This is a genomic window from Franconibacter daqui, assembly GCF_014644275.1.
Classification (GTDB): Bacteria; Pseudomonadota; Gammaproteobacteria; order Enterobacterales; family Enterobacteriaceae; genus Franconibacter; species Franconibacter pulveris.
In genome coordinates, this window is the sequence record NZ_BMKJ01000001.1 from 1,829,168 (window position 1) to 1,849,370 (window position 20,203).

23 protein-coding genes are annotated in these 20,203 nt (G+C 55.8%); 15 read left to right on the top strand and 8 right to left on the bottom strand.

What is annotated here, in order from left to right:
- Positions 1-109: 109 nt before the first annotated feature.
- Positions 110-940 (top strand): SDR family NAD(P)-dependent oxidoreductase, encoded by an 831-nt coding sequence (locus IEX01_RS08630; RefSeq protein ID WP_229701820.1) that lies wholly within the window; start codon positions 110-112, stop codon positions 938-940.
- A gap of 357 nt (positions 941-1,297) precedes the next feature.
- On the opposite strand, the gene IEX01_RS08635 is transcribed toward IEX01_RS08630, so the two are convergent.
- Together IEX01_RS08635 and IEX01_RS08640 are read right to left on the bottom strand one after the other, a co-directional pair.
- Positions 1,298-2,029: a MerR family transcriptional regulator gene (locus IEX01_RS08635; protein WP_024557962.1), complete on the bottom strand. Its 732-nt coding sequence runs from the start codon at positions 2,027-2,029 to the stop codon at positions 1,298-1,300.
- Positions 2,030-2,308: 279 nt separating this feature from the next.
- Positions 2,309-3,529: a diguanylate phosphodiesterase gene (locus IEX01_RS08640; protein WP_024557961.1), complete on the bottom strand. Its 1,221-nt coding sequence runs from the start codon at positions 3,527-3,529 to the stop codon at positions 2,309-2,311.
- A gap of 428 nt (positions 3,530-3,957) precedes the next feature.
- Here IEX01_RS08640 and ycgZ point away from each other — a divergent pair, with 428 nt between their 5' ends.
- The 3 genes from ycgZ (at position 3,958) to IEX01_RS08655 (ending at position 4,982) form a co-directional block, all read left to right on the top strand.
- Positions 3,958-4,197 carry a regulatory protein YcgZ gene (ycgZ, locus tag IEX01_RS08645; RefSeq protein WP_024560924.1) on the top strand — a complete coding sequence of 80 codons (240 nt, stop codon included), beginning with the start codon at positions 3,958-3,960 and terminating at the stop codon, positions 4,195-4,197.
- A 166-nt stretch (positions 4,198-4,363) separates the two neighbouring features.
- Complete coding sequence (locus IEX01_RS08650) at positions 4,364-4,663, top strand: hypothetical protein (RefSeq protein ID WP_024557959.1); 300 nt, start codon at positions 4,364-4,366, stop codon at positions 4,661-4,663.
- 52 nt (positions 4,664-4,715) lie between these two features.
- Positions 4,716-4,982 (top strand): biofilm development regulator YmgB/AriR family protein, encoded by a 267-nt coding sequence (locus tag IEX01_RS08655; RefSeq protein WP_024557958.1) that lies wholly within the window; start codon positions 4,716-4,718, stop codon positions 4,980-4,982.
- 105 nt (positions 4,983-5,087) lie between these two features.
- Here IEX01_RS08655 and IEX01_RS08660 read toward each other — a convergent pair whose 3' ends face one another.
- Positions 5,088-5,663, bottom strand: coding sequence for a hypothetical protein (locus IEX01_RS08660; RefSeq protein ID WP_188723668.1), 576 nt, complete (start codon positions 5,661-5,663; stop codon positions 5,088-5,090).
- A 36-nt stretch (positions 5,664-5,699) separates the two neighbouring features.
- Positions 5,700-6,902 carry an MFS transporter gene (locus IEX01_RS08665; RefSeq protein ID WP_188723669.1) on the bottom strand — a complete coding sequence of 401 codons (1,203 nt, stop codon included), beginning with the start codon at positions 6,900-6,902 and terminating at the stop codon, positions 5,700-5,702.
- Positions 6,903-7,063: 161 nt separating this feature from the next.
- Here IEX01_RS08665 and IEX01_RS08670 point away from each other — a divergent pair, with 161 nt between their 5' ends.
- Both IEX01_RS08670 and IEX01_RS08675 read left to right on the top strand, forming a co-directional pair.
- Positions 7,064-7,513 (top strand): winged helix-turn-helix transcriptional regulator, encoded by a 450-nt coding sequence (locus IEX01_RS08670; RefSeq protein ID WP_024557955.1) that lies wholly within the window; start codon positions 7,064-7,066, stop codon positions 7,511-7,513.
- A 292-nt stretch (positions 7,514-7,805) separates the two neighbouring features.
- Positions 7,806-8,777 carry a sensor domain-containing diguanylate cyclase gene (locus tag IEX01_RS08675; RefSeq protein WP_188723670.1) on the top strand — a complete coding sequence of 324 codons (972 nt, stop codon included), beginning with the start codon at positions 7,806-7,808 and terminating at the stop codon, positions 8,775-8,777.
- Positions 8,778-8,848: 71 nt separating this feature from the next.
- Here IEX01_RS08675 and IEX01_RS08680 read toward each other — a convergent pair whose 3' ends face one another.
- Entirely contained in the window at positions 8,849-9,898 is a 1,050-nt protein-coding gene (locus IEX01_RS08680; protein ID WP_188723671.1) for an NAD(P)-dependent alcohol dehydrogenase, read from the bottom strand.
- Between the two features lie 110 nt (positions 9,899-10,008).
- Between IEX01_RS08680 and IEX01_RS08685 the strand changes: the two genes are divergently transcribed.
- Positions 10,009-10,404 (top strand): winged helix-turn-helix transcriptional regulator, encoded by a 396-nt coding sequence (locus tag IEX01_RS08685; RefSeq protein WP_024560919.1) that lies wholly within the window; start codon positions 10,009-10,011, stop codon positions 10,402-10,404.
- A 21-nt stretch (positions 10,405-10,425) separates the two neighbouring features.
- On the opposite strand, the gene IEX01_RS08690 is transcribed toward IEX01_RS08685, so the two are convergent.
- A complete protein-coding gene (locus tag IEX01_RS08690; protein ID WP_024560918.1) occupies positions 10,426-11,163 on the bottom strand; it encodes a YoaK family protein in 738 nt (245 codons plus the stop codon).
- A 330-nt stretch (positions 11,164-11,493) separates the two neighbouring features.
- On the opposite strand from IEX01_RS08690, the gene IEX01_RS08695 reads away from it, so the two are divergent.
- Positions 11,494-11,847 (top strand): MmcQ/YjbR family DNA-binding protein, encoded by a 354-nt coding sequence (locus tag IEX01_RS08695; protein ID WP_188723672.1) that lies wholly within the window; start codon positions 11,494-11,496, stop codon positions 11,845-11,847.
- 127 nt (positions 11,848-11,974) lie between these two features.
- Here the strand turns inward: IEX01_RS08695 and tolA are convergent, their stop codons facing one another.
- Positions 11,975-12,310 (bottom strand): cell envelope integrity protein TolA, encoded by a 336-nt coding sequence (gene tolA / locus IEX01_RS08700; protein WP_229701821.1) that lies wholly within the window; start codon positions 12,308-12,310, stop codon positions 11,975-11,977.
- Between the two features lie 367 nt (positions 12,311-12,677).
- Here tolA and IEX01_RS08705 point away from each other — a divergent pair, with 367 nt between their 5' ends.
- From IEX01_RS08705 to IEX01_RS08720, 4 genes are all read left to right on the top strand, one after another.
- Positions 12,678-12,968, top strand: a complete 291-nt coding sequence (locus IEX01_RS08705) for a putative quinol monooxygenase (RefSeq protein ID WP_188723673.1) — start codon at positions 12,678-12,680, stop codon at positions 12,966-12,968.
- Positions 12,968-13,699, top strand: coding sequence for a glycine betaine ABC transporter substrate-binding protein (locus IEX01_RS08710; protein WP_188723674.1), 732 nt, complete (start codon positions 12,968-12,970; stop codon positions 13,697-13,699). Before IEX01_RS08705 ends, IEX01_RS08710 begins: the two co-directional genes overlap by 1 nt.
- 211 nt (positions 13,700-13,910) lie before the next feature.
- A complete protein-coding gene (locus IEX01_RS08715) occupies positions 13,911-14,918 on the top strand; it encodes an alpha/beta hydrolase (RefSeq protein WP_188723675.1) in 1,008 nt (335 codons plus the stop codon).
- Positions 14,919-15,112: 194 nt separating this feature from the next.
- Positions 15,113-15,316 (top strand): YdgH/BhsA/McbA-like domain containing protein, encoded by a 204-nt coding sequence (locus IEX01_RS08720; protein WP_188723676.1) that lies wholly within the window; start codon positions 15,113-15,115, stop codon positions 15,314-15,316.
- 41 nt (positions 15,317-15,357) lie between these two features.
- On the opposite strand, the gene IEX01_RS08725 is transcribed toward IEX01_RS08720, so the two are convergent.
- A complete protein-coding gene (locus tag IEX01_RS08725) occupies positions 15,358-16,311 on the bottom strand; it encodes a LysR family transcriptional regulator (RefSeq protein ID WP_024557945.1) in 954 nt (317 codons plus the stop codon).
- A 273-nt stretch (positions 16,312-16,584) separates the two neighbouring features.
- On the opposite strand from IEX01_RS08725, the gene IEX01_RS08730 reads away from it, so the two are divergent.
- The 3 genes from IEX01_RS08730 (at position 16,585) to IEX01_RS08740 (ending at position 20,187) form a co-directional block, all read left to right on the top strand.
- Positions 16,585-17,586 carry a zinc-binding alcohol dehydrogenase family protein gene (locus tag IEX01_RS08730; protein ID WP_024557944.1) on the top strand — a complete coding sequence of 334 codons (1,002 nt, stop codon included), beginning with the start codon at positions 16,585-16,587 and terminating at the stop codon, positions 17,584-17,586.
- Positions 17,587-17,637: 51 nt separating this feature from the next.
- Entirely contained in the window at positions 17,638-18,834 is a 1,197-nt protein-coding gene (locus tag IEX01_RS08735) for an L-dopachrome tautomerase-related protein (RefSeq protein WP_188723677.1), read from the top strand.
- 168 nt (positions 18,835-19,002) lie between these two features.
- A complete protein-coding gene (locus tag IEX01_RS08740; protein ID WP_188723678.1) occupies positions 19,003-20,187 on the top strand; it encodes an MFS transporter in 1,185 nt (394 codons plus the stop codon).
- The last annotated feature ends 16 nt before the right edge of the window (positions 20,188-20,203 follow it).

Consider the following 20,203-nt stretch of genomic DNA (forward strand, 5'->3'; position numbering starts at 1 on the left):
GCGTCAGCACATGCGCGCGCGCATCGGCGTTCGTCCACTCTATACTACCAAAGGCGCGCTTTTACCCGTCGACTTGCGGCGCGCTGTCTTTTATATGCGTTGATTCTGCATGGTGGTTTGGTCGCTTTACGGCGGGGGCGTTCCCTCCTCCACCGGGCTGCTCGCCTGCCCGGCGGCGGCCCTGAACAGTAACGAGGTGATGATGTCGCGAATTTTGATTACCGGTTCGGCAGATGGTCTGGGGTACGCGGCGGCGGAGAATCTGCTTGCCGACGGGCATGAGGTGGTGGCGCACGTACGCAGCCCGCAACGCCTTGAGGCGGTGAAACCGCTTATCGACCAGGGCGCGCAGGTGGTGGTGGGCGATCTCGCCCATCTGAACGCGATGCAGGATGTCGCCGCGCAGGTGAATAAACTTGGTCAGATGGATGCGGTGATTCATAACGCGGGCGTTTATTCCGGACCGTCAGTGGTGCCGGTAAATGTGGTGGCGCCTTATGTGTTGACCTCACTGATAGCGAAACCCGCCCGCCTGATTTATCTCAGCAGCGGCATGCATATGAACGGCCAGCCGCGCCTTGAGGGCGTGGACTGGTCGGGCGCACGCGAATCCGCCACCTATTCCGACAGCAAGCTTTTTATCACCACGCTTACGATGGCGCTTGCCCGGCGCTGGCCGGACATTCTCTGCAACGCGGTCGACCCGGGCTGGGTGCCGACAAAAATGGGCGGCGCGAACGCGCCCGGCGACTTACGGCTGGGGCACCTGACGCAGGAATGGCTGGCGGTAAGCGATGACAGCGAAGCGCGAACCAGCGGCGGCTACTGGCATCACCAGAAGCGGCGCACGCCCCACGCGGCAGCGCGCGACGAGGCGTTTCAGAACGCGTTGCTCGAAAGCCTGGCGCGGACGACGGGCATTACGCTGCCGCCGCGCTGAGAAGCGGTCCCCCGCGCCGGGAAACACACCGACGCGTCTTTCTGCTTAACGACGCGGCTGCGCTTTTCTTCGCCCGGTTGTTTCGCCGCTCCGCGCTCTTCAGAGGGGTTTATCAGCAACGCGTCGGCGATGACGCTAAACAGCCTTTCGGCGAGCGCGGCTGAAGGGTTAAGGCACTAGCGGGCAGACCGCATGACGGTCGAGCGCACTTCCCCACATGAAAAGGTTAACAACGCGCATGCGCGCGGCTGAAGGGTATATCCAGGGAAAAGGATGCACACAGCTCGGTAAGCGGCGGTGACTCACCTTGCGAAATAAAAAAGGATGCCCGGGCATCCTTTTTCATCTGCGTTACCGCTACGCGCCGTGAAAGGCGACCGTATAGCCCTGCTCGCGCCAGTGCGCAAGCTGCTCTTGCTGACGGCGGGAGGGCGCTTTGCCGGTCCACAAAAAGAGTTGCTGGCCGGGGAAAAGCTCCGGGCGCGGCGCATCCAGCGGTTCCGCCAGCACGTCGATGTGCCAGCCCTGCTGAGAAAGTCGCCAGGCTTCCAGCCAGAGTCGGGTGCGGTCCTCGCAATCCCAGCCAATCAGCAGCGCTTCTTTGCCGGTTTTTTTGCGCGCTTCGGCCAGACAAGAGGCGGCATAGTCAATCAGCACGCCGTCCAGCATGCTGCACATGGTGCGGGCGGTATTTTGGTCGAGGCTTAGCCGCTGACGTACGGGCACAAAAATATGATCGATAAGCGCATCCGCAGAATGCTCGCGCCCCAGCGCCATAATGGCGGCGCGCAGCCTGGCCGGGCGTACATGGCGCAGCACCGCCATCATCTCCTCCTGGAGCGATGACCAGTCGTCATTGACCACCAGCTTGTTCTCTTCCAGCAGCGCCCGCACTTTGCCGACGGGCACGCCGCTCTCTACCCAGCGTTTGATCTCTTCGATCCGCTGAATATCGGCCTCATCAAACTGACGATGCCCGCCTTCGCTACGCTGTGGTTTTAACAATCCATAACGACGCTGCCATGCGCGCAGCGTGACTGGATTTATTCCGCATCGTTCGGCGACTTCGCCAATACTGTAAAAGGCCATTGACTCACTCATAATCAAACCTGATACGTCCATGCCTCAACCTAACCAATCCGTCCATCTTGTACAAATATTTTTTTCTTGTACAAAGGAAAAAGAGGCTTCACAGGCCGTTTCTGGCAGGGGTAAGGATAAAAAACAGCAGTGCTGATTTAAATATGTACAGGTCTGGATGTCCAGGAAATGATAATTCTGATTCTATTGTAACGGGCTTCCACGCAGGCTGCCGCTTTTCAGGTCAGCAGCATGCGTTCTTGCGACAGGAAGCGAAAAAACCGTCGCTCAGAAACCCGATTTTTTTTCCGGCCAGGCGACGGCGGGAATGCCGCCAAATTCCGGAGCGGCGAACAGGTGCCCCTGGAACAGGGAAACGCCCGCCGACTCAAGCCACATCCACTCCTCCGCTTTCTCGACGCCCACGGCGCAAACGGAGATTTCCAGCGAGGCGCAGCTTTTGATAATGCCCTGGATAATAGCCTGCCGCGGCCCGCTTTTATGGACATCCTTTATTAACGCGCGGTTTATCTTAACGCGGTCTGGCTGGAACTGCGCCAGCAGCGATAGCCCGGCGAAGCCGGCGCCAAAGTGGTCGATAGCCAGCTGGATGCCCGCCGCTTTGAGTAACTTCACCGCATCGGTAAACTCATCAAGGCGGGAAATGACCTCGCTTTCCGTAAATTCAACGATAACCTGATCCGGCACCAGCCCGTTGGCCTCGATTTCCTGCAACAAAACGCTGACCGCGCCGGGTACTTTAACCAGTGTCATCGGCAGCAGGTTAACCGAGAGCATCTGCTCGCCGAGGTTTAGCGCGCGCGCCATCGCGAACGCCACCCTTTTGCTGTTGAGATCGGCCTCGTAAATGGCATCCCCCGACAGACTTTCAAAGTAAGCCCGCGGCGTGTCGCCTGAAGGCGTACGAATAAGCGCTTCCAGCGATACAACCTCCTGGGCCAGCGGGTCAATTATCGGTTGAAAAGCGAAGCTACAGTCTGCCGCATTGTCGATGACCAGATTCTCTGGCTTTACGGCGTTGCCATCGGAGATGAAATCCCAGCTATCGCCGGGTGGGATCTCAAAATAGTTCTCTTTTTCCCTTGCCTCAACGAAGGTACGGAAGAACTGCAGCGCGCGGTCGTCATAAGTTAACTGATACTTAGACGTGCCTTTATCAAGCACGGTCTGGAGAACTTCGTCGCTGTCGTACTCGCGCAGGTCAAAGAGTTCCATGCCGGCCTTACCAAACCGCCGTGACGGCGCATAGTCGCGCATCAACTCCACCACGTTATAGTGGCGGCCATCTTCGCAGATATGGTTGTAGATCGGTAAAACCCCCTCCTCCGGCCCCTCGAGCAGCTGAAAAAAATGCGTGCCGTTGAAAAGCAGAATGCCCGTTACGCCCGCCTCACCGTTCTTCTGGTTTGCTGTGGCTACCATCTCTTCCAGCGTTTTAACGGGAACATCGTCGCAAATATGGCTTCGGTAAATGATAGTTGTGAGCATGAAAGTCCCAGTGAATGATTTTTATGAACGGCCACCTTATCAGATGCTTGCCATCAGGTCTTGTAGTGATTACGCATCCCCTTGTAGGCGCCGTTTCGTCACACAATTGCCGTAAAGCGGCGGCAGCGACGCCTGGCGTTCGCAGACGACCAGACGCCGGGAGCTCGCGCTTCTTCTGCGCGCACGTCTGTTAACCCGTCTTTGCTGACGACAAATTTGCCGCATCTGTACAGGATTTAGCGTTACAAACCTGTCGGGAACGGAGCTTTACAAAAAAATGCAAAACTCAACGCTATGAATTTTAACTATTTTATTAACATGGAATAAAAATAGTTAACTCATTGTACAATTTAGATGTACAAGTTCGCGAGAATTTGTATACTTTTAGACATACTTAGCAGGTTAACTTGTTTTAGAGGGAAGGACATATGCAGCAGAACGGTTACATTCCGGATACAGCGAATGCTATTGCCCGGTACTTCAACAAAGCGGATCTTCCTTCACAGCAAGAGATTTTAGGGCAAATCGTCGTGGAAATTCTTCGCGATGGACGCACCCTTAACCGCAAGACCATTTGCATGAAGCTGCTTAGCCGACTCGAACTCGCCACCGATGCGCAAGAACAGAGTCACTACAACACGCTTATAGGTCTGTTGTTCGATCGTTAAGATCGGACATGTAATCAGTACAGATGTCGGGTTATTCAAGTCAATCCTGGCGGGGATAATATTGCCAGCCTCGTAAAAAGGTGGCAATTTTCAGTGGACTGGTCCACCTGAAAACTGATTTTATCCGCTTTTCCGGCGAGGAAGCGCGGCAATCAGAGACGCATTTATGAACAGAAGTGAAACTGAACAATTAACTGACGAGATTATCGGCGAGGCGGTGTTGTCTCTGCTGAGAGAAAAGGGTCCGATTAATTTCAAAGCCCTTATTGCAAGGCTGCGCGCTATGGAAGCGAGTGAATCAGACGGCCAGAGACGTAAAGCCATTACCGGCGTCATTGCTGAAATCAGCAACACCATGTTATCCGGGCAGCGTAAGAACATTCGCGAAAATAAAGAATGGAGCCATGATAATGTGCGTTCGCTGTTTGGAGATAGCCAGCAGTCAGACGCCAGTAAAAAACACTGACAGCATTTAATTATTAATAAATCAATAATGGTATGAGTACATGAGCCAGGTTATGCTTGAAAAATCAAAAATTTATGCAGAGCTGCCTGATACAGCGCTGACGGACTATTTCCGCAACGCTGGCGATATGCTGGCAGAAGAAGCGAAAATACTTGGCGCCGTTATCCGCGAAATTCTTGCCGCAGATGAATCGCTTACCCATAAGGCCATCATCCTGCGCCTGATAAGCGCGATTGAATCAACCAACGATGTGGTGAAAGGCGATGTGATCCGCAAGACGCTGGAAATCGTCGTCGACCATACGATGGACGATATTTGATTTACGCGTTTCCCGGGTGGAGAACAATAAACCCAGGCCGTTCATCGCGGGTTCTGAGGTTTATTGTTCTTCGCTTTCTTTTTTAATGACCCTCTCCGCTCGCCCTTATTGCTCCATGTGCCCGATGTTAATCAACTCGCCCGTCGCCATCGACAGCATAAACGGTCGCCAGCCGCCCGGTGGGTCCCATTCGCCTGAGCCGTAAATCACCTCTTCCCTGATGTCATTGATAACAACGCCGTCAATGACGCACTGCGCAGAGCGCCAAATAATGCCTTTATCGAGACTTATTAAGAACGTATAGCAAAAAGTAGTGGCCAGAAACGTCTCGCTTAGCCATGCCGAGCTACTATCCGGCACCGGGTAAAGGTCTCCTGCATAGTCATCCAGAAAATGACTCTTTACCTCATGTGAAGCCAGGTTAAAGAGATGTACATGCTGGCCGTAGAGAATCGCCAGCGTTTCGCTGTTGAGTAATAACTGGCTGAAACACTGCTCCAGTAAAAACCCGTCCTCGTCGGTTCCGACGAAAATGCGCAATATAAGCGCCGGTTCGTTATGGTGAGTGATGAGCACTCTTTTTCTGAATACGCCGCGCTCAGCAAACGGGTTTATCGCTTTTTCAGGCAACTGGCTATAGGTGTACTGAGACTCTTCTAAAAAAAAGGCCTTGAAAGACATGAGATTGCTTCCTGCTGTATTGGATTCTGCGCATTATTAACCGCGATGAGTAAATCGCCAGAATATCAGCGCCGTAACGCTCACCAGCGCACCCGTCAGGCAAACGCCCGTCCAGCCCCAGGCGCTGTACGTCAGGGTGGCAAGCAACGCGCCCACGCCGCTGCCTGCAGAATAAAAAAACATGTAAGCGCTCACAAGGCGGCTGGCAGCCTCTGGCCTTGCGGCGAAGATCAGGCTCTGGTTGGTAACATGAACAGCCTGAACGGCGAAATCCAGCATAACGATGCCGAGAATAAGCAGCAAAATAGAGGATTGCGCCATGCTTAACGGCAGCCATGAGGCGGCCAGCATGCACAGCGCCAGCCCCGACGTCCGCTGCCCATAGCCCCGATCCGCCCACCGCCCTGCTCTGGAAGCCGCCAGCGCTCCGGCGACCCCCGCAAGGCCGAATAACCCCGTTTGCGTATGGTTAAAAAAATATGGCGCGGCGCTGAGCGGCAATACAAGGCTCGTCCATAAGATGCTGAAACTCATAAAGATAAGCAGCGCCAGGATAGCCCTGATCCTGAGCAGCTTTTCGGTGAAAAACAACAGCGCAACAGAGAGCAATATCTGGCGGTAGGTTGTCTCTGCGCGTTCAGCCCGTTGTGAGGGAAAAACCCGCCATAAGAGGATAGCCATCATAACAATGAGCGCCGCGGAGAGAAGATAAATGGCCCGCCAGCCTGCCAGGTCGGCCAGTATGCCTGCAGCGAGACGCGCCAACAGGATCCCCAGGACTATGCCGCCGGTGACGGTTCCTACCGCCCTTCCTCTCGCCCATGGCGTTGAAAGCGTTGATGCGCTGGCGACAAAAACCTGCACCACGACAGCCATCAGCCCCACAGCGGTCATGGCGATCAGCAAGGTGTAATACTCCGCCGCAAAGCCGACAGCCGTTAAAGCCACAGAGGAAATCAGCAGCATTCCAGTAATGAGCAGCCGACGCTCAATCAGATCGCCAAGCGGCACCAGCAACAGCAGCCCGGCGCCATATCCTGCTTGCGTCGCGCTCACGACCGAGCCAATCGCTTCGGTCGTCACGTGCAGCTCTGCGGCCATTGATGCCAGCAGAGGTTGCGCAAAATAGACGTTCGCGACAGCCAGCCCGCTGGCGACCGAGAACAACAGAATAAGCCAGCCTGGCGCATGCGCTTGCGGCGAGCGGGCGCATTGCCCGCTGAAGGAGGTTTCCGGCATAGAAGGCGTCCTTTTGGTTTCAAATTGAAACAAGCTTGTTTTAACTCACGTAGTTTCAAAATGCAACAAGGTTTATTATGATGCGGGTACACGCCTGGCGATAAAAAGGCATTGCGTTTCACTCACGCGCCTTTACCCATGAGCGTTGCCGGAGGAGAGAGATGAATTACGAAGAGACATTTGTAAAAACGCCATGTCCTGTCGCACGCGCCTGCGCCGTGCTGGGAGATAAATGGGCGTTGATGCTGGTGCGGGACGCCTTCGATGGCATTACCCGCTTTTCCGATTTTCAAAAAAGCACGCTTGCGGCAAAAAATATTCTGACCACCCGCCTGAAAAAGCTCGTCGAGGACGGTATTTTCATGACCCGGCCCGCTTCTGACGGCAGTGCTTACCAGGAATATATTCTTTCCGACAAAGGGCGCGCTTTATTCCCGCTCATCGTCTGCTTACGTCAGTGGGGCGAAGCGAACTTATTCGCGCCCGGCGAGACTTACTCCGTTCTGGTCGACAACGAAACCGGCGCGCCTGTGGAGAAAATGCAGGTGCGCAACGCGCAGGGAGAAATTATTGAGGCGGAACAAAGCAGGCGTATCCCGATGACCAAATAACCTGTTTCAGATAAGCCGACATGAACCGTTTCAGAACGCCAGGCGGGAAATTATCTCTGCCGGGGGTTTTCCTTCGCCCCGATAATTTTCACATGCGTCATTCGCTATCCCCCTCTGGATTTATTTTTTGCAGCTATAGTCAATATGAAGCTGTCGCCAATAAATTTCTTGCTTAAGTGTTAATAAGCGCGTTATCTATAAGAATCGCTAAACTATTCAGAAGTAAAAAAACGTGATCCAAAGCGCACCGCAAAAATATATTTTAGATTCATTTTCATGATGAGGGGGTTATATGCTTTTTCCACAAAAACCCGCGAATGAAAAAGAGCGCTTGCAGGCGCTTTATATGACCGACCTGCTCGACAAAAAAGACATGGAACGCCTTGACCGCCTGACGCGTCTCGCCAGTACGGTTTTCGGCGTGCCCACCGCCCTTATTACCCTCCTCGACAGAGACAGGCAGTGGATGATCTCCACCAACGGCTTTCAGTTACGGGAAACCCGGCGCGATGTTTCGTTTTGCGCTCACGCCATTCTTCAGCAAGGCGTATTCGTGGTGCCTGACGCCACTGCCGATCCGCGTTTTTTTGATAACCCGTTGGTCACTGGCGAGCCGAAAATTTGCTTTTATGCCGGTTGCCCGGTGCGTTTACCTGGCGGCACGATTGCCGGCACTATCTGCATCATCGACACCCTGCCGCGGGATTTTAGCCCGTCAAACGTAAATACGCTGCTTGATCTCGCCGCCGTTGTGGAAGATGAGCTTTACATTATCAGCATGGCGATGTCGGACAGCCTGACCGGTTTGCCGAACCGGCGCGGCTTTTATCAGACCGGTGAAAAACAGTTCGCCGCGCTAAGAGAGCAAGGTAAAGCGTTTTCATTGCTTTATATAACGATGAATAACCTGGCTTCGATTAATGAATTCTGGGGCCATGCCGAGGGCGACCGGGCCATTAAATTGTTTGCCGCCAGCCTGAAGAAAAGTCTCGAACCCGGCAATACCCTCGCAAGGCTCGACGGCAACCAATTTGCGGTATTAATTGAGCATAAAAACAAAGCCGACGCGGATAAGTTCTTATGTGATTTCCAGGCGCGTCTGGATGACTACAACCTGCACTCTGAAAAGCCTTTCAACATCAATTACGCTTTCGGCGTCATAGACAGTACGCAACGTAACTTTAAAACGCTGCTGGAAATGGTGACGGAGGGTGATTTAGTCATGCACTCTGAAAACCGGAAGATGAGCAGTAAAATCGGCTGATCGAGAGGGTTTTATTGAAAAAGCGCCTGTTTTCACAGGCGCTTTCTTATTGGCGCGTAGTCTGCACGCCGCTACCAGCGGGTGGCCTGCATATCGATAACAAACCGGTAGCGCACATCGCCCTTCAGCATGCGCGCGTAAGCCGTTTCTATCGCTTCGCCGCCAATAAGCTCAATATCCGCGGTGATATTTTTCTCGCCGCAGAAGTCGAGCATCTCCTGCGTTTCTTTAATGCTGCCGATTGACGAACCGCTGATGCTTAAGCGGCGGAACACCATCGGCGTAATGTCTGGCGACAGATGCGGGCTGTCCGGGATCCCCACCAGCACCAGGCGCCCGTTGGTCTTCAGCGCGGCCAGGTAGGGGTCGAGGTCATGAGGCGCCGCCACGCAGTCGATAATCAGATCAAGCGAAGCCCGGCAGGCCGCCATCTGCGCGCCGTCGCGAGAAACCACAACCTGCGTTGCGCCGAGGCGTCGCGCGTCCGCGCCCTTTTCCGGCGACGTGGTAAAGAGCGTCACCTCCGCGCCCAGCGCGCTTGCGAGCTTCACAGCCATATGCCCTAACCCGCCAAGGCCGACCACGCCGACGCGGTCGCCCGCCTTCACGTTGTAATGACGAAGCGGCGACCAGACGGTGACACCGGCGCAAAGCATCGGCGCCACGCCTGCCAGCGGCAGGTGCTGCGGCACGGAAACCACAAAATCCTCATCAACAATCACATTCTGCGCGTAACCGCCCCAGGTGCTTTCGCCGGTGTACTTATCGATACCGTTATAGGTTGCCGTAAAACCTGCTTCGCAATACTGCTCTTCCTGCTGTCGGCAGAAATGGCATTCACGGCAGGAATCGACCATCACGCCCACGCCGACGATATCGCCCACTGTAAAGCGGCTTGCCTGCGCGCCGGTTTCCACAACGCGGCCGACGATTTCATGCCCCGGCACCAGCGGATAGCGGCTCACGCCCCACTCGTTGCGCGCCATGTGCAGGTCGGAATGGCAGACGCCGCAGTAGAGGATTTCAATTTTCACATCCTGCTTTTGCAGCGGGCGAAGCGAAATCTGGCGGGTGGAAAGAGGTTGTGTCGCGTCCTGCGCGACTAATGCATTAATTTTCATAGGGCCCTGGAATGAACTGGCTTTAATTCAACGAAGGCGGCAGACTTTAACTAAATGGCTTCTTTATAGATAGTAGTCACCAAATGGTGACCATAAGCGAGGGTATTACTGTGCCAGCATGGGTAGACGGCAAGCTCTTCTTTTACGCTGATTCGCCGCCGCGTAGGCTGATGGATCTTTTTTCTGTCAAGTGGAGCACCATGGTGCTGCACGCGCTTTATCACTGGCCGGAGGGGCGCGCCCGCACTGGCGAGCTACAGCGCAGCCTGCAGGGCATTTCCAAAAAAATGCTATTCCAGACGCTCAAGGAGCTGGAACAGCGCGGGTTAATCGCCCGTCACGTTTATGACGTTATCCCGCCGAAAGTGGATTACCGGTTAACGCCGCTTGGCAAAACGTTCGCAGAGCCAATAGAACAGATGTACCAGTGGGGGCTGGAAAACCAGGCGGCGCTGGATGAAATGGACGCGCTTTACAACGCCCCGACGCACGCGCAGGAGGAGTAGAGCCGCAGCAGCGGCTCCGGGTTAATACGCCCTGCGCAGCTTACCCACGCGTCGGTTAATAGTGATGATGGAAAGCATGGCGACCGTCGCCAGCACTATCCCAACGCCCGTCATGGATGTAAAACCGAAATAGTTAAACAACGACAGCCCGGCAATCCCTCCGGTTAGAAAAGAGAAGATAGTGGTCAGGTGGGTGGTGAGCTGACTTTTTTGCGCCTGCGCATCTTTTGAATAATCGCGCCGCAGCATGGCGACAAAAACGGAAGCGAAAGAGATACCCGCATCGGTAAGCGTACCGGTGATATGTGTGGATCGGACTCTGCCGTTAGAAAGCTGCGTGGATGTTGAATTGTGCAGCCCCATCAAACCGCAAAGCACGGCGATAATTTCACGGTTTGAGGTGAAGGCGTGGTAATAGGTCTCGTAAATGGAAATTGCGGTTAATATAACCCCTTCAGCCAGCAGAATATGACAAAAGACCAGCCGGTTATTAGTGACAATCCCCCAGATAACGATAATACGGGCAAGTATTGCGCCGCAGACAAAGGCGAGAATAATGGCGCCAAAAAAAGCGATATTCTTAAAATCTGTCGTAGAAACTTCGCTGGATAATTGCGAAGTATTGCCGGTCATATGGGAAGGAAAAAAACCAAACGCGCCAAGCGCGATGGCGTTAAGCAGTCCTGCGGCCGTTGCCAGCCACAGCGCCAGTTTCCTGTCCTCAAGATGGGACCGCACTCGTTTTAGTTTAATCAGCACTGACAACCTCCGATTAATGGGTTTTCGCCGGGCCTGAAGACTAACAAAAAGTGGCTGCGCGTCTTTTAAGATATTGCTTAAACCAGCTAATATATCCTATTAAAACATCATTCTTTTTATATCCTGAATTTTATTTACATTCCGAAGTGAAAATATTTCATCTTAAAACAGCCATCATGAATAATTTTAGAGTAAAGCGACCGTATGCCAGCCCCGGCAATTTGTTTTTATGAAAGGTTTTACTTATGACACATCCCTCATTACCATGAGCATATATTATGCATAAAACAAACAGGCTGATAAATTAACCATTCGCCGTATGGGGTAATAATGAAAAGAGAGGCATTGTTACGATATGCCCGCGAGCTTTATAATGCGGAACCAGAATATCTCTGGCGTAAATTCCCGGCTTATGCCGTGCTTCGGCACCAGAGTAATAATAAATGGTTTGGCATTGTAATGAATGTGCCTGGCCGCAAACTGGGGCTTAAGACAGACGATGAAACAGACGTGCTGGTCATTAAGGCTCGCCCTGAATACATCGGTTCGCTACGCCAGAAAGAAGGCATTCTGCCCGCTTACCATATGAACAAAGAGCACTGGATAAGCGTGCTGCTCTCCGGCCCGCTTCCTGCGAAAGCGGTTTATGAGCTGCTTGCTGAAAGTTATGCGCTGACGGCCTGACCGAGGGGCGCCAGGGGGCCTTAACCTGATTAAAGGTTGCCTTAACACGTCTTTGACGCAAAGCTTTTTGTATTTTTAACTTTTTGTTAGTAGAAACTTTTCCCCGCCATCCGCCACGCGATCCGGGTCATGGTTTAAAATCTAAGGGCACATTCTGAAATAAATAATAGACGCGTTCATTTGGCGGTTCCGGCAAGTCGGCTTCTTTAACCGCAGCGATGGCTGCTTCGCATAGCGCCGGATCGCCGCCTTCGCTACGAACATCATTAAGCGAGCCATCGGAATTTAACGCCAGGCGTAACATGCAGCGGCGACCGTGATAACTATCCAGGTCTTCAAATACCTTGATAATTGCGTTCCGGATGCCGGTTGTATAGGCTTGAATATCGTTGTTAATGCCGACGTCAGTTTTATCTGCGCAGCCCGTTAAGAAGGCTATTATGCCAAAGATTACATATTTCATCTGTACTTCCCCACACTTGAAATAGTTTTCAGCGAGCATAGTAACCCTCAAGGAACGTAACAATCCTTCATTCGACGTAAACGGCGATTAAACGGCTATCGCCTGGATTAACGTACTTTGCGGCAAGGCCAGCCCCATGCAGCGCAAAATTCAGGTGTTTACATTATCCATACGTCATATCGGCCAGCAGTTCAAAGGTAGCTGCTTCGACTTATTAAAATGCCCCTTTACCAGGCAATGCCTTATCACTCCCTTCCCCCACTTTCACTCCGCGAGTGAAACTCTTACCTTCCGCCGCGGCTATTTCCCCTCGCCTGCTACCCTTAGGATTGGCAACACCCCTTACACAGCAACTGAGGAACAGAGCATGGAACAGGAAATCACCATAGTCGCAACCATCACCTCCAGCGCCAGCGCCGTACATCTTGTCGAAGCGGCGCTTATACAGGTGGAAAGAGAGGTTCAGGGCGAGCCGGGCTGTAAGCAATACGCGCTGTACCGCAACAACGAGCAGCCGAACCAGTTCGTGATGCTTGAGCGCTGGGCTTCCCGCGAAGCGATGGAAGAGCACGGCAAAGGCGAGCCGTTTTTACGCTTTATGAAAGCGATCGACGGCCTGGCCGATCTCAGCGTCACGACGCTTACGAAGGTATCGTGATGGCTGAACCCATTCGTATTGGCTATATCGACCTGTCGTTTCATCAGGCAAGCGCCCTTGAAGTCGGGCGCATCCTGCAAACGTTTGGTCATGAGGTCATCTATAACGCCGCCCCGCATGAAGCCGCTTTTGAGCGGCTGGGCCGGGGAGAAAGCGATATCTTTGCCTCCGCGTGGCTCCCTTCAAGCCATGAGGTTTACCTGGCGCCGATGCTTGATGCGGTGGATAAGCTTTCGGTGATTTATGAGCCTTACTGCATCTGGGGCGTGCCGGATTATGTGCCTGAGGAGGCGGTATCGGGGGTGGAGGATCTGCTAAAAGCGCCAGCCCTGAGCCGCATGGAAAGGCTTATCCAGGGCATTAACCCCGGCGCCGGCATCAGCCGCTTCTCGGCGCAGATGATTAAGGCCTATGGGCTGGATAGCGCCGGGTATTATTTTGAGCCAGGCACCGAGAGCGACTGCTTTGGCCGCTACGAGCAGGCGGTCGCCGCCAAAAAATGGGTGGTAATTCCCCTCTGGCACCCGCAGTTTTTGCATAACCGCTACGCCATCCGGACGCTGAAAGAGCCCAAAGGGCTGCTCGGCGTGCAGGACGAGGCGACGCTGCTGGTGCGCAAAGCGGCGCGAAAGAAGATAAATCCCGCCGCGCTGGCTGCGCTTTCATCGCTTTATATCGGCAACGCCAGGCTGAGCGCGCTGGAAGACGACCTGCGTAAAAGCGCTGCATAGCGCCACAAGGGAGGCGTAACGGCCTCCCTTTTCAAAAAATAAACCTCTATTTATCAATGAAGTAAATTGCAAAACGCATTTTCCCTAAAAAGATAACTTGCAATAAAATAGCGCACTACTTATATTCCTCACCACAAACTCAGCAACACGTTAGTCGTAAACACATTTAAATAGCGCACGATTTAATAGCGAATAATTAGGAGGAACTACCATGAAAATCAAACAGACTATCCTTGCCGCAACCTTAGCCGCCGTCTCCACCAGCAGCTTTGCTGACCAGCCGTATGCCGACCATCGCGTTCAGGCGTTTCTCGACGCGCTGAACAGCAGCGGCGGCAAACCGATGGAACAGCTCTCCCCGCAGGCGGCCCGTCAGGTGCTGGTCGACGCGCAAAAAGGCGCCGCGCTTCCCCCTGCCGACGTCAGTGAAAAAACCATTCAGGTTAACGGCCAGCCTGTCCGCCTGAACATCGTTAAGCCGAAAGGCGCTAAAGGCACCCTGCCGGTCTTTATGTTCTTCCACGGCGGCGGCTGGATCCTGGGCGATTTCCCGACTCATGAACGCCTTGTCCGCGACCTGGTGGTGGGCTCAGGCGCAGCGGCGGTCTTTGTCAACTATACCCCGTCGCCGGAAGCGCATTTCCCGGTGGCCATTAATCAGGCCTACGCCGCTACCCGCTGGGTTGCCGAGCATGGCGAGGAGATTGGCGTGGACGGCTCCCGTCTGGCGCTGGCGGGCAACAGCGTGGGCGGCAACATGGTGGCGGCCGTCGCCCTGCAGGCGAAGCAGAATCACACGCCCGCCATTCGTTATGAAGTGATGTTCTGGCCGGTCACCGACGCGAACCTTACTACCGGCTCTTATAACCAGTTCGAGCAGGGGTATTTCCTGACGCGGAACATGATGAAGTGGTTCTGGGATGCCTATACCACCAAAGAGAGCGACCGCAATAACATTCTCGCCTCGCCGCTGCGCGCAACGACGGAGCAGCTGAAAGGCCTGCCGCCGACGCTTATCCAGACGGCGGAGCTGGACGTGCTGCGCGACGAAGGCGAAGCCTTTGGCCGCAAGCTGGATGCGGCGGGGGTTGATGTCACCGTCACCCGCTATAACGGCCTGATTCACGACTACGGCCTGCTGAACGCCCTGAGCACGGTGCCGGCGGTACGCACTGCTATCCTTCAGGCCTCCACCGAGCTGAAAACTCACCTGAAATAATGTTTTCTGCGGCCCGGCGCGCTATGCGCCGGGCGCTGTGTTGATTTTCACTCGGTAAGTGAAAGTGTTACCGCTCCGGCCCGGTGTTTCCGGCGCCGCAAGCGGCCTATTCTTACCCTCAAGCAAGGCAATGTATGAACCCCTTGCCTGAAAAATCAATCACCTGATGATATTTACTATTGAGGATAAACAAGATGAAAACCGTAAAATTCGCCATCGCCGCCCTTTCTCTGATGACTTCCGTAAGCTTCGCGCAGAGCATCAGCGCTACCGCCGCCACCATTGACGACGCAGAAGCGCAAATCGCGCAACAGGCCCGCCAGGCAGGCGCGTCCTATAAAATCACCGAAGCGTTTAACGGCAACCAGGTGCATATGACGGCTGAACTGCAAAAATAAGCCTGAGAGAAGAAACCCGGCGCAGCGTTTGCGCCGGGTTTTTATTTTTCAGCCGCCTGTACGGCGTTAACGCGAAAAGCGGGATGGGTGCGCAGCAGGCCGGTAATCGCTTTCAGATGGTCGCGAAACGCGCCGTGAAGCTGGCGAATAGCGGGCGAGAACTGCTTGCGGTGCGGGCATATCAGGCTCAACGGCGCGGCTTCGCCAGGGTGCTGCGGCAACAACACCTCCAGCCTGCCCGCCAGCACGTCGGCGCTGAGGTCAATCCAGGATTTATAAACGATCCCCATCCCTTCCACCGCCCAGCGGCGGGCCACGTCCGCATCGTCACACAGCAGGCGGCTTTTCACATGCAGCTGGCGGCGCATGCCGTTTTCCGGAAAGCTCCATTTATCATAAACGTGGCCGTTCATTGTGAAGAGCAAACAGTGGTGCTGCGCCACCTCGTCAAGCGTCGCCGGTCGCCCGTGTTTCGCGAGATAATCCGGCGAAGCGGCCATGACCCGGCGGTTATCCTCCGCCAGCGGCAGCGCCACGTAGCTGCTGTTCTCCAGCGCGCCGTAGCGGATAGCCACATCCACCGGGTCGCGAAAGACGTCGCTTCGCTGGTCGGAGAGAAACAGGCGCAGCGAAATTTTCGGGTGCTGTTCGCAAAACGTCGTGATGAGCGGCAGCAGAATGTTGCGGCCAATATCGGACGGCACCGCCACTTTCAGCTCCCCCTGCAGCTCATCCTCATTGTTGTGCAGGCTTTCCGCGCCCGCCTGTACCACCGCCAGCAACTCCTGGGCGTAGGGCAAATACTTTTCCCCTTCGGCGGTCAGGCGCAGGCTGCGCGTAGAGCGCACAAACAGCCGCTTGTCGAGGTCGCGCTCCAGCCGGTGCACCGCGGCGCTCACCTGGCCTGGCAGTAGATCCGCCTCGCGGGCGGCGTTAGAAAAGCTGCCAAGCGCAGCGGACCTGACAAACAGCGTGACATCTTCCAGCCGAATCATCTTTTCTCCCGAACCTTTAGCCCTACAGCCGTCAGCAGCGGGGCCAGCCTGCCCGCGATGACCCGCCGCTTTTGGTAATTATTTGAAAGGATTATGGCGCTTTCTGGTAAGCCCCTCAATGGCGGCATGCGCGGCGCGCCGCGTTTTGATTTTCACTGCAAAAGAGAAAGTGCTGCTCGTTTACGCCGGTTTTTCTCTGTATCCCCTGGCGGTACGCTGCGTATCACCAGGCGGCAAAGGCCGCCTTCATCCTTGAATAAGAAGAGAGACGCCATGAAAGCCATCGTATACAGCCAGAACGGGTTACCTATCTCCGATGCGAAATCCCTTTATGAAATGGAGCTGCCGAAGCCGCAGCCTGGCGCCCATGACCTGCTGGTGAAAATCCGCGCGGTTTCGGTGAACCCGGTGGATACGAAAGTGCGCGCCGGTTCGCCCACCGACAAACCGCGCATTCTGGGCTGGGACGCCGTCGGCACCGTCGAGGCCGTGGGTGAAAACGTCACCCTGTTTAAGCCAGGCGACGACGTGTATTACGCAGGCTCCATTACCCGCCCCGGCTCCAATGCGGAGTACGGTCTGGTGGACGAGCGCATCGCCGGGCATAAGCCCGCAAACTTAAGCGACGCCGACGCCGCCGCGCTGCCGCTCACCTCGCTCACCGCCTGGGAACTGCTGTTCGACCGCCTGGAAGTGAAAGACGGCGAAGGCGACGCGCTGCTTATCATCGGCGCCGCCGGGGGCGTCGGGTCAATACTCACCCAGCTTGCCAGCAAACTCACCGGACTTACGGTTATCGGCACCGCCTCGCGCCCGGAAACCGCGGAGTGGGTGAAATCCCTCGGCGCGCATCACGTTATCGACCACACCCGCCCGCTCACCGACGGGCTGCGCGACATCGGCATTACGCAGGTACGCTATGTGGCGAGCCTGACCCATACTGATAAACACTACCCGCAGATTGTGGACGCGCTGGCGCCGCAGGGCCGTCTGGCGCTGATTGACGACCCGGAAAGCCTCGACGCCGTGCCGCTCAAACGCAAAGCCGTCTCGCTGCACTGGGAGCTGATGTTCACCCGTTCGCTGTTTAACACGCCGGACATCCGCCGCCAGAGCGACATTCTGGAAAATGTACGCCGCCTGATTGAAGACGGCACGCTGAAAACCACCACGGGCGAGCACTACGGCAAGATCACCGCCGAAAACCTGCGCCGCGCCCACGCCTTTATCGAAAGCGGTAAAGCGCGCGGCAAAATCGTGCTGGAAGGTTTCTGATAACGTCGCCGGGGGCGGCCAGCGCCCGGCCATCACCACAAGGATTATCCCATGCGTACTCGTCGTTTTACCCGGCCTGCCCTGGCGCTGGCCGTTTCGCTGGCTATTGCCGGCCCCGCTTTACTGAGCGCCACAGCCCAGGCGCAGCCGTTAACCCTGAGCGAACTCGCAAGCGATCGCGCCATCGGCCAGCCGGAAGTGGTCGCCACCTTTCACGGCGCCATGCCTACCGGCGTGACGGTGACGCAAGAAGGCCGCATTTTTGTTAACTTTCCGCGCTGGGGCGACGACGTGCCTTTTACCGTCGCTGAAGTGAAAGGCAATCAGCTGACGGCGTATCCTAACCGCGAGATTAACCAGCCGGACGATGCCAAACCGGGCGAGCGTTTTCTGAGCGTGCAGAGCGTGGTGGCCGACGGTCAGGGGCGCCTTTGGGTGCTGGATACTGCCGCCCCCGGCTTCGCCGAACCGGTGAAAGGCGGCGCGAAGCTGGTGGCTATCGATCTCAAAACCAATAAGGTGGTAAAAACCATTGTCTTCCCGGCGGAGGTTATCCGCTCCACCACCTATGTTAACGACGTGCGCTTTGACTTTCGCGTCGGCGAAGCGGGCGTCGCTTATATTACTGACTCGTCGCTTTCCGGCACCGGCGGCATTATTGTGGTGGATCTCGCCACCGGCAGCGCCGTCCGACGCCTGACCGGAGACCGCTCCACGTCGCCGGAGAAAGGCTTCGTCCCGGTAGTGGAAGGCGAAACGCTGTTACAGCGCCATGCCGACGGCTCCACCGCGCCGTTCAGCGTCGCCTCAGACGGCATCGCCCTGTCGCCGGATGGCAAAACCCTCTACTACAGCCCGCTCTCCAGCCGCTATCTGTATGCGATTTCCACCGCGCTGCTGCGCGACCCGAACGTCAGCGAGGCGCAGCTCTCCGCCGCCGTGCAGGACCTGGGTGAGAAAGGGGCATCGGACGGCCTGGAAGCCGACGCCAGCGGCGCGGTTTACGCAGGCGATTACGAGCGAAACAGCATCCGCAAGCGCGAGCCTGGCGGCGAATGGCGCACCATCGTCCATGGCCCGCAGATTTTATGGCCCGACACCCTCCCCGTCGGCCCGGACGGCTACCTTTACTTCACGGTAAACCAGTTAAACCGCCAGCCAGGCTTCCACGCCGGCAAGGATCTGCGCCAGAAACCATACGCCCTGCTGCGCGTGCGCATTAACGCCGCGCCTGCGCCAACGCGTTAACCTAAGGCGTAGAGAGAAAAAGGCCTGGCGTCGCCAGGCCTTTGCGTTTGGACTCGTTATCAGGGTTGCCTGCTTTCAAAACCGATAACACCGTCACCGCTTACCTTATCAGCGCGTAACGGAATATAGTATTTACTACGCCCTGCGATTACCCCTGAAGGAACTGCGATGTCTTCCCGCTTCGCCACCCTGCGCCGTATTCCTCGCGGCGTCTGGATAATCGGCTTTGTCAGCCTGCTGATGGATATCTCTTCAGAGATGATCCACAGCCTGCTGCCGTTATTTATGGCGACCGCGCTGGGAACGCCGGTGGTGGTTATTGGCCTTATTGAAGGGCTCGCCGAAGCCACGGCGCTGTGCGTTAAAGTCTTTTCCGGCGTGATTAGCGACTATATCGGCAAGCGTAAAGGGCTTGCCGTGCTCGGTTACGGCCTTGGCGCGGCGAGCAAACCCCTGTTTGCGCTCGCCTCCACCTCCGGGATGGTTTTCAGCGCCAGGATTATCGACCGGCTCGGCAAAGGCATTCGCGGCGCGCCGCGCGACGCCCTGGTGGCGGACGTCACGCCGCCGGATATCCGGGGCGCCGCCTACGGCCTGCGCCAGACGCTCGATACCACGGGCTCGTTTCTCGGCCCTTTGCTGGCGGTCGGGCTGATGCTGCTGTGGCATAACGATTTCCGCTCCGTCTACTGGGTGGCCGTTATCCCCGCGTTTCTCGCCGTCGGGCTGCTCTGTTTCGGGCTGCATGAGCCGCAAAAGCCTGTAGAGCACCGCAGAAGCAACCCCATTAAAAAGGAAAATCTCAAACGGCTGGGCCGCGACTGCTGGCAGGTGATAGGCCTTGGCGCCGTCTTTACCCTGGCCCGCTTTAGCGAAGCCTTTCTGGTGCTCAGAGCGCAGGAGGTGGGCATCCCGCTTGCCCTGATCCCGCTGGTGATGGTGGCGATGTATGTCGTGTTTTCCGTGACGGCCTACCCTTTTGGCCGCCTGTCCGACACGCTAAGCCACCGTCGCTTGTTGCAGATGGGGCTGCTTGTGTTGATTGCGGCGGATATTACCCTTGCCATGAGCCAGGGCTGGCAGGGGATTATCGCAGGCGTGGCGCTGTGGGGCGTGCATATGGGCATGACGCAAGGGCTGTTCAATGCGATGGTCGCCCGCACGGCGCCTGCGGATTTACGGGGCACGGCGTTTGGCATTTTCAGCCTGCTGAGCGGCGCAGGATTATTGCTGGCAAGCCTGGGCGCCGGGCTGTTATGGGATATCTGGGGCTCCGCCTCGACGTTTTACGCCGGTGCGCTGCTTTGTCTGCTTACCTTGCTGGTTACCCGCTTCGCGCCTGAAAAAGCCTGAAAAAAGGCCGCCTTAC

Bases quoted from the DNA above. Each gene is read 5' to 3' on its own strand.
- IEX01_RS08630 (WP_229701820.1), top strand. From the start codon at position 110: ATGGTGGTTTGGTCGCTTTACGGCGGGGGCGTTCCCTCCTCCACCGGG.
- IEX01_RS08635 (WP_024557962.1), bottom strand. From the start codon at position 2,029: ATGGCCTTTTACAGTATTGGCGAAGTCGCCGAACGATGCGGAATAAAT.
- IEX01_RS08640 (WP_024557961.1), bottom strand. From the start codon at position 3,529: ATGCTCACAACTATCATTTACCGAAGCCATATTTGCGACGATGTTCCC.
- ycgZ (WP_024560924.1), top strand. From the start codon at position 3,958: ATGCAGCAGAACGGTTACATTCCGGATACAGCGAATGCTATTGCCCGG.
- IEX01_RS08650 (WP_024557959.1), top strand. From the start codon at position 4,364: ATGAACAGAAGTGAAACTGAACAATTAACTGACGAGATTATCGGCGAG.
- IEX01_RS08655 (WP_024557958.1), top strand. From the start codon at position 4,716: ATGCTTGAAAAATCAAAAATTTATGCAGAGCTGCCTGATACAGCGCTG.
- IEX01_RS08660 (WP_188723668.1), bottom strand. From the start codon at position 5,663: ATGTCTTTCAAGGCCTTTTTTTTAGAAGAGTCTCAGTACACCTATAGC.
- IEX01_RS08665 (WP_188723669.1), bottom strand. From the start codon at position 6,902: ATGCCGGAAACCTCCTTCAGCGGGCAATGCGCCCGCTCGCCGCAAGCG.
- IEX01_RS08670 (WP_024557955.1), top strand. From the start codon at position 7,064: ATGAATTACGAAGAGACATTTGTAAAAACGCCATGTCCTGTCGCACGC.
- IEX01_RS08675 (WP_188723670.1), top strand. From the start codon at position 7,806: ATGCTTTTTCCACAAAAACCCGCGAATGAAAAAGAGCGCTTGCAGGCG.
- IEX01_RS08680 (WP_188723671.1), bottom strand. From the start codon at position 9,898: ATGAAAATTAATGCATTAGTCGCGCAGGACGCGACACAACCTCTTTCC.
- IEX01_RS08695 (WP_188723672.1), top strand. From the start codon at position 11,494: ATGAAAAGAGAGGCATTGTTACGATATGCCCGCGAGCTTTATAATGCG.
- tolA (WP_229701821.1), bottom strand. From the start codon at position 12,310: ATGAAATATGTAATCTTTGGCATAATAGCCTTCTTAACGGGCTGCGCA.
- IEX01_RS08705 (WP_188723673.1), top strand. From the start codon at position 12,678: ATGGAACAGGAAATCACCATAGTCGCAACCATCACCTCCAGCGCCAGC.
- IEX01_RS08710 (WP_188723674.1), top strand. From the start codon at position 12,968: ATGGCTGAACCCATTCGTATTGGCTATATCGACCTGTCGTTTCATCAG.
- IEX01_RS08715 (WP_188723675.1), top strand. From the start codon at position 13,911: ATGAAAATCAAACAGACTATCCTTGCCGCAACCTTAGCCGCCGTCTCC.
- IEX01_RS08720 (WP_188723676.1), top strand. From the start codon at position 15,113: ATGAAAACCGTAAAATTCGCCATCGCCGCCCTTTCTCTGATGACTTCC.
- IEX01_RS08725 (WP_024557945.1), bottom strand. From the start codon at position 16,311: ATGATTCGGCTGGAAGATGTCACGCTGTTTGTCAGGTCCGCTGCGCTT.
- IEX01_RS08730 (WP_024557944.1), top strand. From the start codon at position 16,585: ATGAAAGCCATCGTATACAGCCAGAACGGGTTACCTATCTCCGATGCG.
- IEX01_RS08735 (WP_188723677.1), top strand. From the start codon at position 17,638: ATGCGTACTCGTCGTTTTACCCGGCCTGCCCTGGCGCTGGCCGTTTCG.
- IEX01_RS08740 (WP_188723678.1), top strand. From the start codon at position 19,003: ATGTCTTCCCGCTTCGCCACCCTGCGCCGTATTCCTCGCGGCGTCTGG.